The organism is uncultured Desulfobulbus sp. (assembly GCF_963662935.2).
Classification (GTDB): domain Bacteria; phylum Desulfobacterota; class Desulfobulbia; order Desulfobulbales; family Desulfobulbaceae; genus Desulfobulbus.
In genome coordinates, this window is the sequence record NZ_CAXXTL010000001.1 from 19,359 (window position 1) to 37,467 (window position 18,109).

At 51.4% G+C, this 18,109-nt stretch carries 10 protein-coding genes and 1 pseudogene; all 11 read left to right on the forward strand.

The window, feature by feature from the left end; genetic code table 11:
• Window positions 1-418 precede the first annotated feature (418 nt).
• The 11 genes and pseudogenes from ACHZCX_RS00105 to ACHZCX_RS00155 all read left to right on the forward strand — a co-directional run bounded on the left by ACHZCX_RS00105 (window position 419) and on the right by ACHZCX_RS00155 (window position 18,088).
• A complete protein-coding gene (locus ACHZCX_RS00105) occupies window positions 419-1,951 on the forward strand; it encodes an ATP-binding protein (RefSeq protein WP_319585222.1) in 1,533 nt (510 codons plus the stop codon).
• Window positions 1,952-1,960: 9 nt separating this feature from the next.
• Entirely contained in the window at window positions 1,961-3,346 is a 1,386-nt protein-coding gene (locus ACHZCX_RS00110; RefSeq protein WP_319585223.1) for a sigma-54 dependent transcriptional regulator, read from the forward strand.
• 201 nt (window positions 3,347-3,547) lie between these two features.
• Window positions 3,548-3,661, forward strand: a pseudogene (locus ACHZCX_RS00115) (type IV pilin protein); the annotation flags it as partial.
• A 434-nt stretch (window positions 3,662-4,095) separates the two neighbouring features.
• The gene (locus ACHZCX_RS00120; protein WP_319585225.1) at window positions 4,096-4,791 is read left to right on the forward strand and encodes a prepilin-type N-terminal cleavage/methylation domain-containing protein; all 696 of its coding nucleotides are present in this window, start codon (window positions 4,096-4,098) and stop codon (window positions 4,789-4,791) included.
• A 41-nt stretch (window positions 4,792-4,832) separates the two neighbouring features.
• Window positions 4,833-5,240, forward strand: coding sequence for a type IV pilus modification protein PilV (gene pilV, locus ACHZCX_RS00125; protein ID WP_319585226.1), 408 nt, complete (start codon window positions 4,833-4,835; stop codon window positions 5,238-5,240).
• A 15-nt stretch (window positions 5,241-5,255) separates the two neighbouring features.
• The gene (locus tag ACHZCX_RS00130) at window positions 5,256-5,888 is read left to right on the forward strand and encodes a pilus assembly PilX N-terminal domain-containing protein (protein ID WP_319585227.1); all 633 of its coding nucleotides are present in this window, start codon (window positions 5,256-5,258) and stop codon (window positions 5,886-5,888) included.
• A gap of 109 nt (window positions 5,889-5,997) precedes the next feature.
• A complete protein-coding gene (locus ACHZCX_RS00135) occupies window positions 5,998-14,262 on the forward strand; it encodes a PilC/PilY family type IV pilus protein (protein ID WP_319585228.1) in 8,265 nt (2,754 codons plus the stop codon).
• A 34-nt stretch (window positions 14,263-14,296) separates the two neighbouring features.
• A complete protein-coding gene (locus ACHZCX_RS00140; protein ID WP_319585229.1) occupies window positions 14,297-14,725 on the forward strand; it encodes a hypothetical protein in 429 nt (142 codons plus the stop codon).
• A 272-nt stretch (window positions 14,726-14,997) separates the two neighbouring features.
• Entirely contained in the window at window positions 14,998-16,278 is a 1,281-nt protein-coding gene (gene sat / locus ACHZCX_RS00145; protein ID WP_394708749.1) for a sulfate adenylyltransferase, read from the forward strand.
• Window positions 16,279-16,418: 140 nt separating this feature from the next.
• On the forward strand, window positions 16,419-17,510 hold the full coding sequence (gene aroB / locus ACHZCX_RS00150; RefSeq protein ID WP_319585231.1) for a 3-dehydroquinate synthase: 1,092 nt from the start codon (window positions 16,419-16,421) through the stop codon (window positions 17,508-17,510).
• A gap of 80 nt (window positions 17,511-17,590) precedes the next feature.
• Entirely contained in the window at window positions 17,591-18,088 is a 498-nt protein-coding gene (locus ACHZCX_RS00155) for a zinc ribbon domain-containing protein (RefSeq protein ID WP_319585232.1), read from the forward strand.
• Window positions 18,089-18,109 lie beyond the last annotated feature (21 nt).

Consider the following 18,109-nt stretch of genomic DNA (forward strand, 5'->3'; position numbering starts at 1 on the left):
GTTGTAGATGTGTAACCCCTTTATTCGTCTCAAACAAGGTCAAAAACTCCGCTTCTAGGTGGATGACTCAGCCTTTTCATCCTGACTTGCTGGCTGTTGGAACGAAGTCGTTTTTTCTTTCTCAGCGCTTGAGCCTGTTCCAATTTTCTGCCCCGTTGTTCGATTTTTCAAGGTCTAAACGGTGAGATAAGAACTGTCCACATTTAACTTGAACAATACAGTGTCCATGGCTACGCTGTAAATATGCATACTCAGGCAGAAGTTGCGGTACGCGAAAAACTTGAATTGCCAGTCCCTCTCTTCGATAAGCAAACCAGTCGGTTATGGGCGGCGGCTGAAGCACAGGTCTTTGCCCGTAGTGGATTTTCACTTGTGGTAGGCGCGACAAATAACCGGTGTCAGGAGGTCTGAATCTATCGTGCCCAAGGGTTTGAAAATCCGTGTCTCCGTGACGCTGTTCATACTGCTTGCCGCGGCGACGGTGTTGACCTTTTTTGTCATCACCTCATTTTGGTTACGCGAATCTGCCTTGTCGCTGGCTCGCGAAAAAGAGTTGGAGTTGGCCTTGCTGGCGGAAAAGATGACCTTTCGCCACTTGGAACTCCCCGCGCAGGCCAGTTTTTTTGCTGACCTCGTAGCGGAAAGCCTCCGAAATACCGGTGCGGTTGCCGGTTGTTCGAAACCCGTTACCGGTGAAACAACCTGCAGAGGCAATGATCTGCCGGATCGTGAAAGTTTGAAGCAGGCAATGTCCACTGCCCACAATTCGGGAAATGGAGTCCGCACTTTGAGCGGTCTAACCTGGGTGGCTTGTGTCCCTGGAAAGAAGTATCTCGACATTGCCATGCGGCTGACCGGACCCGATCGGTCGACCGGCGTGGTAGCCCTGCGCTATTCACTTGAACCCCATTATAACAAGATCCGGGCCACGCAGCGGTATGTCGCCGGGTACCTTGGGGTCAATCTGATCGTTTTATTAATTATAGGTTTTTTTCGGTTCCGCCAGCGAATATTTCAGCCAGTGGAACATCTGATCCGGCTCACCGATTCCTACACCGATGAAAGCGGTGTGCCTTTTCTTGCATTGCAGGGCGGCGATGAGCTGGCGCAACTGGCCGGATCAATGCAGCAGATGCTGGGGCGCATTAAGACGGACCGGGAGAAGTTGCAACAGCATGTCGCTTCTCTTGAAAAAGCCAATCAGCAATTGATTGCCACCCGTGAGGAGATGGTGCGTACCGAAAAGCTGTCTTCGGTCGGCAGGCTGGCCGCCGGTTTGGCCCATGAAATCGGCAATCCGGTCGGCATTGTTCAGGGCTATCTTGGCCTGATCCAGCAACAGGACGTGAGTGAACAGGAAAAACAAGAATTCTGCGGCCGGGCGGAGCAGGAACTGCAGCGGATCAGTCAACTGGTCCGGCAACTCCTTGATCTTTCCCGGCCTGGCAGTGGCCTCAAAGAGAATGTCGATGCCCATCAAGTATTACATGAGGTGGTCGCTCTCCTCCGGCCTCAGCCTCTTATGGATGGTATTGATCTACGCACCCGGTTGGCATCAGAAGAATCTCTCGTTTTTGGTAATGCCGCCCAATTACTGCAAGTCTTTCTCAATTGCCTCATCAATGCCGCCGATGCTATCCATGCGGGGGAAACAAGCAGGGACAGCGTCATCGAAATTGCAACCGATTCCCTTAAAGACGAGACAGGCCGCATCATTCAGGTGACATTTTCAGACACCGGGGTCGGGTTTGGCCAAGAGGAACTAACCAACGCCTTTGATCCGTTTTTCACCACCAAGGAGCCGGGCAAGGGGACCGGACTGGGTTTGTCGGTTTCTTATGCTCTCATCAAGGCCATGGGCGGCAGGATAAGTCTGATGAACAGAGACAGCAGAGGTGCGGTAGTGACGATAGTCCTGCCCACGCTACAATCGGACAAAATTTCAAACTGATACCGTGAAATGCAAAGTAAACTCCGTGTTCTGATCATCGACGACGAGGAAAACATGCGGCACATGCTGTCGTCGGTTTTGGGCCGTCTGGGGTATGCCGTGCAATCGGCGGACAACGGTCGTTCCGGCCTCGATTTGTTAAAAAAAGAGGCCTTTGATGTTGTGTTGTGCGATATCAGAATGCCGGAGATGGATGGCATGGAGTTTCTCCGGCAGGCAGCCTCTGAGGGCATGACCGTCACCATTATCATGATGTCTGCTTTTGGTTCTCTGGACACGGCGATGGCCGCCTTACGGTTGGGGGCTTACGACTATATCTCCAAACCCTTCAAGGCCGACGAAATCGAACTGACCCTGCGCAAAGCTGAGGAGCGGGAAGGCTTGCGGCGGGATAATTGCAAACTTCGTCATCAGCTTGCCTCCATGGAAGGAGATTTTACTTTCGGTAAAATGGTGGCGAGAAGCAAATCAATGCAGGAGGTCTTTGCCCTTGCGGCCAAGGTGGCGCCGCATTCGACCACCGTGTTGATCACCGGAGAAAGCGGTACCGGGAAAGAGTTGGTTGCCCAAGGTATCCATCAGCTGAGCGGGCGGGATAAGGGGAGATTTGTGGCGGTCAACTGCGGCGGTCTTCCGGAAAATCTGATTGAAAGCGAATTGTTCGGCTACAAGAAAGGTGCCTTTACCGGCGCGGATAAAGATAAACAAGGGCTGTTTCTCGAGGCGGACGGCGGCACCCTGTTCCTCGATGAAATCGGCGAGTTGCCTTTGCCGCTGCAGGTGAAGCTGCTGCGGGTGCTGCAGGAAAACGAAATTCAGCCGATTGGGGCGGCCAAACCGCATAAAATCAATGTCCGTATTATTACCGCCACGGCCCGCGATTTGCCCCAAGAAATCAGCATGGGTCTTTTTCGCCAGGATCTGTTTTACCGGCTCAATGTGGTTCATGTCAGTTTACCGCCTCTTCGTGAACGAACGGGTGACATATCCTTGTTAAGCGAGTTCTTCCTCAAACGGTATGTTCGTCGGCTCGATTCTCCCGTGACAGGCATTGCGCCGGCCACCATGTCGCTCTTGCTCAACCACTCATGGCCGGGAAATGTCCGCGAGTTGGAGAATGTCATCGAGCGAGCGGTGGTTCTGGCGGAAAAAAGAGTGATCCTGCCGGAGAATTTGCCCTCAATGTTTGGTACGCGGCAGGGTGGTCGCCGGCTGGACGATTTTTTTGGCGGTTTTTCGATCAAGCAGGCGCAGAAGATTGTCGAAAGCTCCCTGATCAGGCGCGCCTTGGAAGCCACCGGCGGCAATAAATCCAAGGCGTCAGAGTTGTTGGAGATCAGCTATCCCTCCTTGCTCAGTAAGATTAAGGAGTATGGAATTGGTGACGTCTGTTGAGACATCGATTGGCAAATATTTTTTGTAATTTGCATTTTTTGTTAATTTTTTTTACAAACTTTTGTTGGGATGTGATTTTTTGCTCTGGCTGTCGCTTTGTCCCTATGCGCTATTTTCTTGTAGATAATAGAGTTGCTTCTTTTTCGACAAGCAGCTAGTTTTTGGCGTGGATTTTGTAAAAGATTTGGCGGAGGGTTCCTTATGAAAAAAACGCACCATCGGATATGTCATACTCAACAAGGGTTCACCCTGATTGAGCTCATGATCGTCGTGGCCATCGTCGGCATTCTAGGCGCTATTGCCATCCCCAGTTATTTGAGTTGGAAACCGGGATATGAATTCCGGGGCGCCGTCTCCAGGATTTCCAGTGATCTCAACAGGGCCAAGATGCGCGCCCTGGAAACCAGAAAGGAATGCCGGGTGATATTTTGCGGCACCTCGTATCAGATCGTTGACGGGAATCAGACCATGTTTTCCAACTGGAATGTCCCAGGGACTGCAACCGTACCAGGTTGTCCGATGACCGCCGCGCACGAGGCTGCATTCGAGGCTGCCAATCGTCGCGTCACCATAGTCTCCTTAACAGATTACCATCTAGGTGCCGGTGACGTGACCTCGACCGGCAATCCTATCTTTTCTCCCAAGGGCGTCGCAACAACATTGGCAACCGTTACGGTCAAGCACCCGAGGACAGCCGCCGAAGCTGATATTGCCACCAACATAACCGGAAGGGTCAGGGTGGAGTGGAAATGAAAACTTCAACAAAACAAGCTGGCTTCACTCTGGTGGAACTCATGATCGCCATGGTGATTTTTGGGGTGGTTCTTACCGGCGTGGTGCAAATGTTCACCAGTACCGGGCGTTATCATACCGCCCAGGAGATGATGGTTGATCTCTCCCAAGATTTGCGGGCCGTGAAGCAAATGATGGTTCAGGAACTCAGGGAAGCGGGTTGTAATCCCAATAACCCCCAGGTGACCATGGGGTTTCAAGTGGTCCCTCCTCCCCCTCTCGGCGCCAAAAGCATCATACATTTTACACGAGATATCGACAATGGGGATGGCGACGGTATAGCCGAACCGGATGGCGATGCTAACGATGCCAATGAAAATATCCGCTATTATCGGACAAATGACAACTGCACTGGTGCTGCAGGGGCAGTAATGGCTGCCGGTGTCAACAATCCGGGATGCCTGAGGCGAGACACCGGAGCACTTGGTGGCGGCCAGCCGGTCATTTCAAATGTAACCGAATTTCGACTTTTTTATTTTGATAGGAACGGCAATGGATTAACAGACGCACAACTCACGACCAAGGGAGACATGGAGGAGATTGATACCGTACGAGTCTTCATCCGGGCTCAGGTTGAATCCCCAACCAAGGTCAGCAGCGTCGAGGCTCAAACCCAGGAAATGGATTTCCGGGTGTTGATCAGGAACGGTTGAGCAATCCTTTTTTTCTTAACGATCTCTAAGGATACAGAAACATGCAGAACCCTTTCTCTAAAATGCGATCCCAGCAAGGTTTTACGCTGATCGAAGTTTTGATGGCCATGGTAATCCTCGGCATCGGGATCATGTCCATTGTGGCCCTGCAAACTCAGGACATGACCTTCAATAACAGCTCAAGGCGTCAGACCCAGGGCTCTACCTGGGCCATGGATAGAGTGGAGCGGTTAAGGAGTTTGCCCTATACCGATGCAGCCTTAAGTGTGGCTGGCAATCCACATACCGAAAACATACAAGTAGGTGGAAAAACGGTCTATTCATTGAGGTGGATCGTGAGCGATAACACGGCTAACGTACCGGACACCAAGAAGGTCGATGTAACCATTCAGTCAAATGGCCGTAATGTTTCGTCTCTCACCTTTATCCGAACTCTATCAGCAATTTAGACCAGAGAGCCTTTTATGCTTACTCGTATGCAATGGATGCCATCATCCCGGTTGCTCGGAAATGAGAATGGCACAGCAATCGTGACCGCGCTTCTTATCCTCATGCTCTTGACCTTTGTTGCTCTGACCGCAACCGATACCACGGTCAATGAGAAGGCCATGGTGCGTAACGAAGCAGTATTTGAACAGAATTTTGCTCAAGCGGAATCGGCCGCACTCGAGGGTTTGCAGAAGCTTGCCAGCAAGAAGAACGATGAGATGGAAGCTTTAGTTCCAAAAAGACTTAGCGGGACATCCGACAACAAAGATTTGTTGACGGATTCCGACAGTGATGAAGTTGCTGATATTATGGATGTACTTGATGTCAATGGCGACGGTGTTGTAGATAAAAATGACATTTATACTGATAGCAACGGGAATAAAAAATTTGATGCTGGCGAGGAATTGGCCACCGCTCAGTTTGAGCCGTCCAAGCAGGGCACCGAGGTTTTTCGTTCTGGTATGATGCTCCCCATAGCCATCGGCGACTCACTTAGTCTTACCACAGCAAAAAGTCGATTATATCGATACAACATGTTTGGCCTGGACGAAGAGCTCGGTGGTAAGGCAATGATAAAAATAGGCTACAAGAGAAGAATCGATCATTAATTGTCAGGATAATCAAGAGATAGGTGTTTTTATGAAAGTAGCTAGGTTCACGTCTCGTTTTCTCTGCACGTTGGTCCTTCTTCTCGGTGCAATAGCCGTTTGGACGCCCTTGGTCGAAGCCGCAGATTATGGCATCGCGGTGAGCAGTGTGGCTTCCATCAACGAAGGTACTGCTTCAGCCGAGGTTGTAACCGTCACCTTAAATCAAGCTGTTCAGGCTGGCGACACGGTGCTGGTTGACTGGCGGCTGGCGGCTGGAAGTGCCGTTTCCCCTGCTGATTATACAAATAACTCTGGGACGCTGTCATTTTCAGTTGGGGAGATCGAGAAAAAGATTTATCTCACCTCCATTGCGGATAGCTTGGTGGAGGGGGATGAAACGGTTGACATCGTACTCGAAAACCCCAGGTATGGGATGGGGAGCGGCACAATATCAGGTGGAACCGTTACAGAAACTGTCACCATTGTCAATACCGACGCTGCGGTATTGACGGTTGAGAGCAAGAGTGTGTCCGAGTCGGTAGGCACGGCCAGTTTTATCGTGACCTCAGACCTGGTGATCGCACCAGGTGCAACGGTGACGTTTGACTACGGGACGAGCAATGGTACGGCGACTTCAGGCAGTGATTACACAGCGACCACCGGGAGCGGTTCTATCACCAACGGCACAACGACAACAATCAGTGTGCCGATACTCCCCGACGTAATAGTGGAAGCGGATGAGGCATTTACGCTAAGCCTGAGCAATCCGAGTTCGAATGCCACCGTGGGTGGCAGTGGGACGGAGACGATAAAAAACGATGACGCTGCGGTCTTGACGGTTGAGAGCAAGAGTGTGTCCGAGTCGGTAGGCACGGCCAGTTTTACCGTGACCTCAGACCTGGTGATTGCGCCGGGTGCAACGGTGACGTTTGACTATGGAACGAGCAATGGTACGGCGACGTCAGGCAGTGATTACACGGCGACCACCGGGAGCGGTTCTATCACCAACGGCACAACGACGACAATCAGTGTGCCGATACTCCCCGATGCAGTAGTGGAAGCAGATGAGACCTTTACCCTAAGCCTGAGCAATCCGAGCTCGAATGCCACTGTGGGTGGCAGCGGGACGGAGACGATAACAAACGATGACGCGGCGGTCTTGACGGTTGAGAGCAAGAGTGTGTCCGAGTCGGTAGGCACGGCCAGTTTTATAGTGACCTCAGACCTGGTGATTGCGCCGGGTGCAACGGTGACGTTTGACTATGGAACGAGCAATGGTACGGCGACGTCAGGCAGTGATTACACGGCGACCACCGGGAGCGGTTCTATCACCAACGGAACGACGACAACAATCAGCGTACCGATACTTCCCGACGTAATAGTGGAAGCGGATGAGGCATTTACGCTAAGCCTGAGCAATCCGAGTTCGAATGCCACCGTGGGTGGCAGTGGGACGGAGACGATAACAAACGATGACGCGGCGGTCTTGACGGTTGAGAGCAAGAGTGTATCCGAGTCGGTGGGCACGGCCAGTTTTACCGTGACCTCAGACCTGGTGATTGCGCCAGGTGCAACGGTGACGTTTGACTATGGAACGAGCAATGGTACGGCGACTTCAGGCAGTGATTACACAGCGACCACGGGGAGCGGTTCTATCACCAACGGCACAACGACAACAATCAGCGTACCGATACTTCCCGACGTAATAGTGGAAGCGGATGAGGCATTTACGCTAAGCCTGAGCAATCCGAGTTCGAATGCCACCGTGGGTGGCAGTGGGACGGAGACGATAACAAACGATGACGCGGCGGTCTTGACGGTTGAGAGCAAGAGTGTATCCGAGTCGGTGGGCACGGCCAGTTTTACCGTGACCTCAGACCTGGTGATTGCGCCAGGTGCAACGGTGACGTTTGACTATGGAACGAGCAATGGTACGGCGACTTCAGGCAGTGATTACACAGCGACCACGGGGAGCGGTTCTATCACCAACGGCACAACGACAACAATCAGCGTACCGATACTTCCCGACGTAATAGTGGAAGCGGATGAGGCATTTACGCTAAGCCTGAGCAATCCGAGTTCGAATGCCACCGTGGGTGGCGGTGGGACGGAGACGATAACAAACGATGACGCGGCGGTCTTGACGGTTGAGAGCAAGAGTGTATCCGAGTCGGTGGGCACGGCCAGTTTTACCGTGACCTCAGACCTGGTGATTGCGCCAGGTGCAACGGTGACGTTTGACTATGGAACGAGCAATGGTACGGCGACTTCAGGCAGTGATTACACAGCGACCACGGGGAGCGGTTCTATCACCAACGGCACAACGACAACAATCAGCGTACCGATACTTCCCGACGTAATAGTGGAAGCGGATGAGGCATTTACGCTAAGCCTGAGCAATCCGAGTTCGAATGCCACTGTGGGTGGCAGTGGGACGGAGACGATCCTCAATGACGATTACGAAATAACCCTGACCTCCGGTGCGCAGGGTTCGGTCAGCACAACCTTCGGTCTTGGAGCTACTGCTCCCCCGAATGCGTCCGTCATCGTTACCCAAGGTGACCAACCTGTGTTTACCATCGCTTCTACAGATACCTGCTACCATATTGGTGGCGTACAGGTCAACGGGGTAGACATCCCGGGTGCGGTTGGAACAACAACCTATCCCTATACCTTTGCCCCGGTAACGGAAAACAAAACCATCAATGCTGATTTCGCCATTAACCAATATACGATCACGGCGACGGTTCTTGGTGGGCATGGGACATTGAGCCCCACCCAGACTGTTAGCTGCAACACGTCGGGTCAAGTGTATACCGCCACTGCGGATGCAGGATACACCATAACCTGGCTGAAGGTGAATGGGACGGACGTCACCGTCCCTGTTAATTCAACAACCATTTCCTATACCTTTAGTTCTGCCATTACAGCCAATCAAACCGTAGAGGTCGCTTTTTCCCAGCAGATTACTGTTCTGGAAGAGTCAGTGTTTGGGACTATCAACCCTGTAGGAGATGTGAATAATCTGCTGGGAGTTCCATACGGGAGCAATCAGATATTTGTTGCAACGGCGACCGATCCTTGCCCAAACGGTTTGACACATAATGGGAAGAAGCACCATATTTCGGATCTGATCGTTGATGGGGTTGTTGTTGCTGGAGCCGCCGGTCAGGATACCTATCCCCATACTTTTACCAATATCACGGAAAACCACACGATTGAGGCCCTTTTTACATCGTACGTCGATTTAACCGTCGGCGCTAACGGTCACGTGGAAACCAGTTCCGGCAATGTAAACGCCGGCACATCGGATTCCAAAGAGGTCAAAGCCCACGGATCGTTGGCGGTGAAGGCGGTCCCTGCTGCTGGTTTTTATATTTCTGACGTGAAGGTGAATGGTGTTTCCGTCGGCCATCCGGAGACGTATTCCTTTGAAGATATTATTGACAAAGATTCCACCTATGAAGTGACGTTTGGCATCAATAACTTCATTCTCGAGCCTGTTTCCCGTTTCAATACAATATTTAAAGAGGCGACCTTCTTAACGAAAGCGACGGCCCAAACCGTTGCATACGGCACGAGCGGTTCCTTCTTTGTGAGACTGAATGATGCAGCTCATGCGGTTTATGGTATTTTAGTTGATAATGTTACCTATCCGATACCAGCTTCTGGAGCGACGGTACCGTATGCTTCCTTTACCCTAATCAATAATGCGGCCACCTCCATGGAGGTGCGCTTTACCAATATAGTTGCCAACCATCGTCTTGAAGTGCAGGACTACGACACTAGCCCAATTTCCGATGTGCCGCTTGATGCCAAGCTGCGCCCAAAACCGGCATCTCTGATGTTTGTGTTGGACGATTCGGGCAGTATGGACTGGGAAGTCATCACCCCCGCGTCAACGGGCGACGGACTCTTTAGGGGCGATTACTATGTCTATTCGTATCCAAACGTCAGCAGGGCGCGTGTATATACTGATAACAGCCTAGAAGCCCATAACGAACAGCAATATTGGAAATCCCAATGGGCCGGCATGAACAAAATGTTTTATAACCCCGAGGTAGTGTATGTGCCTTGGCCGACGTTCACCGGGACTCCAAGTTCGCAACTTCCGGCGGTGGCTGCGGACGGCCTCGCCCATGCCAATACCTACCGGCCTCGTCTGCATCCATGGTACAGCCAGGATTGCACCGATGCTCTCAATCTGGCAAAAGGCCTTGCCGGTGATCTTTCGAATTGCAATAATGCAACTGACAATAATCATAATTTTCCCATGGATGATGTCTTTCTCCAGTTCGAGGAAATAACCAAGAGGATCATTGTCGACAACACTGATACCGCTTTTGCCAGAAGTGGAGATTGGAACGTCGCCACCCCCACCGGTCGATACGGAACGAACGCTCTGGTTAGAGCTGCCGGGGCGACGACGCCCGACACAGCCACATGGACCTTTACCCCGGTCGAGACTAAACAACACGAGGTTTTTGCCTGGTGGGCGGCTGCAACCAGTCGCAGCACGGCTGTGCCTTACACAGTCTCCTGTACCAACTGTGGTTCCAGTGGCACCACAATGAATGTTAACCAACAAAATAATGGCGGCCAATGGAACAAGCTTGGGGAATTCAATTTTGTGGCCGGAGAAACCGTTACGGTTCGGTTAGTCTCTCCAGGGACAAACGCAAACCTTAGCTGCGCGGACGCCGTCCGGATTAACCCCAAAGATGCCAATATCTCCATCATCAACGCCCATTACTACACTTGGAGCGATACCAACGGCAACGGCATTATCGATTTCACAGATGCCAACGGGAATAAACAAATCGATGAAGGGGAGACGGTACTTGAAGACATCTATCTGGTGAACCTGACCAATCCGATCGAATATTTCAAAGTGATCAATAACACACTGGTCGTGAGCGGAACCAATTTGTTGCGCGTCCCTGCAGCGTCCCTGCCGGCAACGGTCAAAACCTTTGTGCCACCCGCAGACCCAGATGCCTGGACAAAAGAACGGCAAAACTGGGCGGATTGGTTCTCCTATTACCGGAAACGGACATTGGCAGCGACCGGTGCAGTGGCGCAGGTTATCGACCGAATGGAAGAGGTGGAAATCGGCATCAGAACGATCAACTACAATAGTGGCGGTTACGAAGCAGGCGGTTACGGAATCAGTCAGGCGGTACTGCCGGTAAATGTTGCCGGGGTTGCCGATCAAACCAACCGGCTGCTGCAATTGCTCTATGGATTTCAAGTGCAGGCATACGGCACCCCTCTACAGCTTGGGCTGCAGGCTGTAGGTCGGTATTATGACGATACAGACGCGAGCAACGGTGGGATAGGAACCTCGCCTTACCATGCCAGAGAGGATGGTGACGAGTGCAAGCAAGTCTTCACGATTGTCATGACCGATGGGTATTGGAATGGAGGCAGCCCGGGCGTGGGCAATGTGGATAGTGGCAAAGGCATTCCCTATGCGGATACCTACTCGAACACCCTGGCTGACGTAGCCTCGTACTATTTCGATACGGATCTCTCCACGATGGACGATTTGGTGCCTGATGGTATTTATAATAATCAGCACATGGTCACCTATACCGTGGCATTCGGCGTGATTGGATCACTGAATCCCGCCGACTATGACTTCAACAAAGGCATCTATCCCACCTGGCCCAACCCGACAACAAATGATTTGCATAAGGTCGATGATCTCTGGCATACGGCGGTCAATGGCCGGGGCAAATTCATGAGTGCATCGCGGCCCGACCAGCTTGTCGACTCACTGCTCGATATCATGAATGATATCGGCACTCGTGTGGGATCTGGTTCATCGGTCTCTGTGAATGGCGATGAGATGTATGAATCGGTCAGCGGACAGACCCGAATGTTCCAGACCACCTATAACAGTGGAAACTGGCATGGAGATTTGAAAGCGTATCGGATTGACACAACAACGGGAGATGTTGTCAGCAGCGCCCCTGTCTGGTCTGCTGAAGCCAAGATGGCGACCAGATTGACAACGACCGGTTCCGGTCATGTCAGCAGGATAATAGCCTCATACAATGGAACTACTGGCATTCCGTTTCGCTGGTCGAATTTAACCCCACTTCAACAGCAACAGGTGGCGCCCTATTTCATAGCCTCGACAACTAGCGGGATGACAGGGGAGCATGTGGTAAATTATCTCCGTGGAGATAAAACTAACGAAACCACCGGCACTTTAGGAGAATTCAGAGTGCGCGATGCGGCGCACCCTCTGGGAGATTTCATCCATTCTCTGGCTCGGTTCCAAGACGATGTTCTCTATGTCGGCGGGAATGACGGTATGCTTCATGCTTTCCAGGCGACCGATACGGGAGGCGGCGAGGAGCTGTTTGCCTATGTGCCAAACCTTGTGTATCGCGACCTGCGAGAATTGGCTGACCCTGTGTATAGTCATAAATTTTATGTCGACAATACACCGGATACCCACAAAATGGGTGCGACCACGATGCTCGTCGGCGGATTAGGCAAGGGCGGCAAGGGGTATTATTGCCTCGATATCACCAATGCGAAGACCGCAATCACCAGTGAGGGCGATTTAGCTTCCCGTGTGAAGTGGGAGTATCCAGCGCCTCCGGCAACCTTGCTTTCCGGAACGACCTTCAGCTTTTCCAGCGGTACAGGCACAGGTGGAGATGACAGGATTTCCGATAGCCTCAAACGGTTTACTGCCGCCAATCAGTTTGTTGTCGGGAGGACCATCGCCGTTGTCGGCGCTAATTTTAACAATGGGCTGATCAGCGGAACCAATGACAAACTCTATAAAATAAAAAGGGTGGATGCTGCTGGTGCCTTCATCGAGGTGGAAGCCGGTAGTTTGGTAACCGGTTACGGGAACGGCAAGAATATCCTCATTACTAAATCAACCAGCGATACCGGTATGGGATACTCTTACAGCAAAGCTTTTTTTGTCGAGACCAACGACCTGTCAATAGGTACGGGAGACTTGAAGGGTTGGGTGGTCATCTTCGGCAACGGCTACGGCAGCGAGGATGGCACGGCTAGTTTTTATATTCTTAATCCGGCCGACGGGACAGTGTTGAAAAAAATTGATACTCATGTCGGACCGTTCAATGGACTATCAACGCCTAATGCCATCGATGTCAATAACGACCTGAGAACCGATTACGTGTATGCAGGTGATCTGCTCGGTAATATGTGGAAATTTGATTTGACCAGCACTGATCACACCAAATGGCAGGTCGCTTATTGCGACAACGCCAATGCAACGAACCATTGTCAGGATACGGTTGCCGGCATGATTCCCAAACCACTCTTTGCCGGTCTGGCCAATCAGCCTATCACTGCCGCACCCGATATCATGCGACACCAGAGCAAAGTCGGGTATATGGTAATTTTTGGTACCGGTAAGTACTTGGGGGAACCTGATCTTGCTTCCATGGATGTGCAATCGCTTTATGGAATCTGGGATTGGGCTCCGGATGCACTGGATGATGGCTATCAAGGAGTACGGGTCGATGTCGGCAGTGTCACTCCCAAAACTGCGACTTTGTCGAACTGGCCCGAAGTTGATATCTATGGCACCACTGTCCACACTCTGCTCAGGCAGGTGGCCTGGGTCGAAGGGGTGCTGACTGAGGATACCGACAAAGATAGTATCCTGGACGCTGGCGAGGATATCGATGGCGACGGTGTTTTGGATACCTATTCGTACTATCGTATTCCGTCAAACTACCCCGGTGATTGGTCGACTCAGAAAACCACTGAGCTTGAATCCGGGCATAGATACTTTAACAAGGATATCAATAAGGATGGCGTGGTTAATTCGAAGGATGTTGTGCCGAAGGGAAATGTTGGTTGGGTTTTCGACCTGCCAGGGAAGATCGATTTCCTCAAGGATAAACAGGATAACGACAAGGACGGCGTGGTCGATGAAACTGGCGAGAGAATTTTAGGCGAGCGGGTGGTCAACGATACCATCATCCGTGATGGCAGAGCAATCCTCATATCTTTTGGAGTGACCGGCTCCCGTTGCAATGCCGGTGCATACTCTTTCTTGAACGAACGTAACGCCCAAACCGGAGGAATGTTGTATTCGCCCGCATTCGATCTCAATGGCGACGGTAAGGTGAATGCAGATGATTATGTCAATATCCAGGCGCCTTATGACGCCAATAATGATGGTGTTATTGACTCAAACGATGTGATAGCCGGCATCCCTGGCGATATCGCCTACGACGGGAGACTATATAATCCCGCTATTCTCGGGCAAGATTCTTTGGGTAATAACGGCCAAGAGAAAAAATATTTCAGCACCTCTCAGGGGTCTATCATAGTCGTCGATGAAAAGGCTGAAAAACGAGGCATGTCTTTCTGGCAACAGATCGAATAGATGTGAAATTGGTGGAGAAAGATAAGGAGGCAGTATGAGAAAAATTAGTTTTCAGTTGTGTGCGGCCTGCGTGGCAGCCGGATTTCTACTGGCCGTGTCTTGGCAGTTGCGGATAGCGGCCGCCGAGGATGCAATGCCTTCAGATTTGCAACATGAAATCGAGTTTCAGATGACTAAAGGATGGGTCGACGCCGTTTCCGAGCAGGGGGTTGTAATCGATGATATGTCCCATTCCCTCTCTTCTCTGAAAGTTTTTGATCACAAAGGATTAGCCAAGGAACGGTCATCCTTGAAGCCAGGGCAGTACGTGGCTTTTATCCGGGAGGAGGATGGCACGAGAGTCTATTTACTTGAAGGTAAGGGCGACCGACCCGAACCGACTGAGTTGTCGACATCTTCCCGAACAGTAGAAACGAAAAAAGAGCCTTCCGTTCGGAAAGTGGATGGGGTCTGGAAGAATTGATAGATTCTCTTGCTTTCTAAAAAGATCAGTCACCCGGTCAACATATTGACCGGGTGACTTTTTCAAATCGATTTAGGCGAAGGGTTCCATCACTTTCCCTGATCATTCCTATGAGTTTTTTTTCTTGACTTCCGCTGTACTTCTATATAAATATCTGCCATGACTGAATGCTGGTTCAGTTTTTTCGCGTAGGACCGAATCCGGCACATCTAGTCGGAATTTATGCAGGTTAAATGTTCTCACAAGAATACAACCAGAGAGGGAAAAAAATTATGAGCTCAAAATTGGTAGCACCCCACGGTGGAAAAGGTCTTGTTTGCGCCTTGCTTGAGGGTGCCGCATGTGAAGCAGAGTTGAAAAAAGCCAAAGGCTTGAAGCAGGTTGAAGTTTCCGATCGCGCTAAAGGCGACCTCATCATGATGGGCATTGGCGGTTTTTCTCCGCTGTCCGGTTTCATGACCAAAGCTGATTGGAAGGGCGTTTGTGAGAGCTTCCAGATGGCTGATGGCACCTTCTGGCCGGTACCGATTACCCTGGACGTTAAAGCTGCCGTTGCCGCTGATGTTAAAGTAGGCGATGAGATTGCTCTGGTCAATAAAGGCGAGACCTACGCCACCATGAAGGTCACCGAGAAATTCGAGATGACCGAAGCCGACAAACGCTGGGAATGCGAGAAAGTATTCAAGGGCGAGGGCGAGGAGTCTGTAGGTGACAAGTTCTGGGAAATCGCACCGAAAGATCATCCCGGCGTTATCATGGTTTTTGCTCAGGGCGAATTCAACTTGGCCGGACCGGTTAAAGTTCTCTCTGAAGGCGAGTACAAAAAAGAGTACCCAGGTGTTTACCTGAAACCTGCTGAGACCCGCGCCATGTTCGACGAGCGTGGTTGGGCCAACGTTGCCGCTCTGCAGCTGCGTAACCCGATGCACCGCTCCCATGAGTATTTGGCCAAGATTGCAGTCGAAGTATGTGACGGTGTTATCATCCACAGCCTGATCGGTAACCTCAAGCCCGGCGACATCCCAGCCGATGTTCGTGTTGAAGCCATCAAGATTCTGATCGATAATTATTTCGTGAAAGAAAACGTCATCAACGCTGGTTATCCGCTGGACATGCGTTATGCCGGACCTCGCGAAGGCCTGCTTCATGCCACCTTCCGTCAGAACTACGGAGTCAACAACATGCTGATCGGTCGTGACCATGCTGGTGTTGGCGATTTCTACGGTCTATTCGAGGCACAGCAGATTTTTGATCGCATCCCCGTGACCGGTGATCCTTCCAAAGATCTGCTTTGCAAGCCGATGAAGATTGACTGGACCTTCTATTGCCACAAGTGCGACGGTATGGCCTCTCTGCGTACCTGTTGCCACACCAAAGACGACCGCGTTATCCTTTCCGGCACCAAGCTGCGTAAGGCTTTGTCCGACGGCCAGCCGGTTGTTGACCATTTCGGTCGCGAAGAGGTTCTGGTTCGCTTGAGAGCATACTATGCTAGCCTGACCACGAAAGTTGAAGTGAAGATGCAGGGTGCTGCTTCTGGCGCTGCCATGTAATTCTCGGCTCTACTGAGAAACTGTACTATCAAGGAGATGTCGCCTCGTGCGACATCTCCTTTTTTATTGGAAGTTGGAGGCCCTCTGTGCAACGCAGGTTGGACAGAGATGCCAATTGAACAAAAGCATGTTGCGAGGGAATGGTGGAACAAACGATTCAGGTAGGGCTGGGTGAGAGAAGTTACCCGATTACCATCGGCAAGGGGATCATCCGGCAGGTCGGTTCCTCTTTACAAACAGCCAAGGTTGCCAAACGCTACGGTATTATCAGTGACGACCGAGTGGGTGAGCTTTATGGCCCGCAGCTTCTGGAGTCCTTGCACCTTACCGGAATTGCCTGTGATTTATTTGTTTTTCCGCACGGAGAGGCCAGTAAGCACCTGCTCACCATAGGGCAGTTGGCCAGTACTCTTGCCGAAAAGGGCTTTGATCGTGGAGACGCCCTTATCGCTCTTGGCGGTGGGGTCACCGGCGATATTACCGGTTTTCTAGCCTCCATCTACATGCGCGGCATCCCTTTTGTTCAGATTCCGACCAGCCTGCTGGCCCAGGTAGACAGCTCGGTGGGTGGTAAAACCGGGGTCGATATTCCTCAGGGGAAAAATTTGATCGGCACATTTTATCAACCGCGTGCCGTCTTCATCGACACCGATGTGTTACAGACTTTGCCGAAAGAGGAGTTCCTCGGTGGCATGGCCGAAGTCATCAAATATGGAGCCTCCATAGATGCTGATTTCTTTACCTGGCTCGGGCAAAATAGGGAGGCTATCCTGGCGCTTGACCCTACGGTTATCGTACCGATGATTCGTCGTTGCTGTGAGATGAAAGCCTCGGTGGTGGAGCAGGATGAACGGGAAAGCGGTTTGCGCCGCATACTCAATTTTGGCCATACCATTGGGCATGCTGTGGAGGCTGCCTCCGGCTATCAACTCATCCATGGCTTTGCCGTTGCTATCGGTATGTGCGCTGTGGCCGAACTCGCTGTTCGTGGTGGCTATGCCGATCATGCGGTCGCTGATAGCATTGTTCAGATTCTGAGAACGTACAATTTGCCCACCGAAATTCCTCCCGGATTTGATCGGGAAACGCTGCGTAAATACCTCCTCAGCGACAAAAAAACCATTGGCGGCCGTGTCTTTTTCGTCTTGCCTGAGATTATCGGCAAGGTTCGTATCACCGATCAAGTTGAAGAGGCGGATATTGACGCGGTGCTGAGCAATCTGTACTCTTAAGTGCAACAGTACTTCGTTCTCATTTTTTTCCTGAGAGATGAACATTTTGTAAAAAAAACTCAGATTAATACTCGACATCTATGCCAATTTACGAATTTTTTTGCGACAAATGCAACACGATCTTTAATTTTTTCTCTAGTCGGCCAAATACAGAAAAACGCCCGGACTGCCCCAAGTGTGGTGAACATCATCTGCGAAAAATGATGTCCTCCTTTGCCACCATCGGCAAGGCGAAGGAGACAGTTGGAGACGATCCATTGGCTGGCCTTGACGAATCGAAGATGGAACAGGCTCTTGCCGGTCTGATGCGGGAGGCTGAGCACATCAATGAGGACGATCCCCGTCAGATGGCCAACTTGATGAGAAAGTTTGCCGACAAGACCGGCCTGAGCTTGGGAGCGCCGATGGAAGAGGCCATTGCCCGCATGGAAGCAGGGGATGACCCGGAGCAGATCGAGCGGGAGATGGGCGATTTAATGGACGGGGAAGAGCCGTTCAGTCTCGAGGCGATGAAGAAAAAGGTGCAATCCGGTTCCCGCCGCACCCCCCTTCGCGACGAGCGACTCTACGAATTATAGAAAATTCACTCTACAAATCCT

What these genes read in the sequence shown, in the direction of transcription:
- ACHZCX_RS00110 (WP_319585223.1), top strand. Translation starts at nt 1,961, where the DNA reads ATGCAAAGTAAACTCCGTGTTCTGATCATCGACGACGAGGAAAACATG.
- ACHZCX_RS00120 (WP_319585225.1), top strand. Translation starts at nt 4,096, where the DNA reads ATGAAAACTTCAACAAAACAAGCTGGCTTCACTCTGGTGGAACTCATG.
- pilV (WP_319585226.1), top strand. Translation starts at nt 4,833, where the DNA reads ATGCAGAACCCTTTCTCTAAAATGCGATCCCAGCAAGGTTTTACGCTG.
- ACHZCX_RS00130 (WP_319585227.1), top strand. Translation starts at nt 5,256, where the DNA reads ATGCTTACTCGTATGCAATGGATGCCATCATCCCGGTTGCTCGGAAAT.
- ACHZCX_RS00140 (WP_319585229.1), top strand. Translation starts at nt 14,297, where the DNA reads ATGAGAAAAATTAGTTTTCAGTTGTGTGCGGCCTGCGTGGCAGCCGGA.
- sat (WP_394708749.1), top strand. Translation starts at nt 14,998, where the DNA reads ATGAGCTCAAAATTGGTAGCACCCCACGGTGGAAAAGGTCTTGTTTGC.
- aroB (WP_319585231.1), top strand. Translation starts at nt 16,419, where the DNA reads ATGGTGGAACAAACGATTCAGGTAGGGCTGGGTGAGAGAAGTTACCCG.
- ACHZCX_RS00155 (WP_319585232.1), top strand. Translation starts at nt 17,591, where the DNA reads ATGCCAATTTACGAATTTTTTTGCGACAAATGCAACACGATCTTTAAT.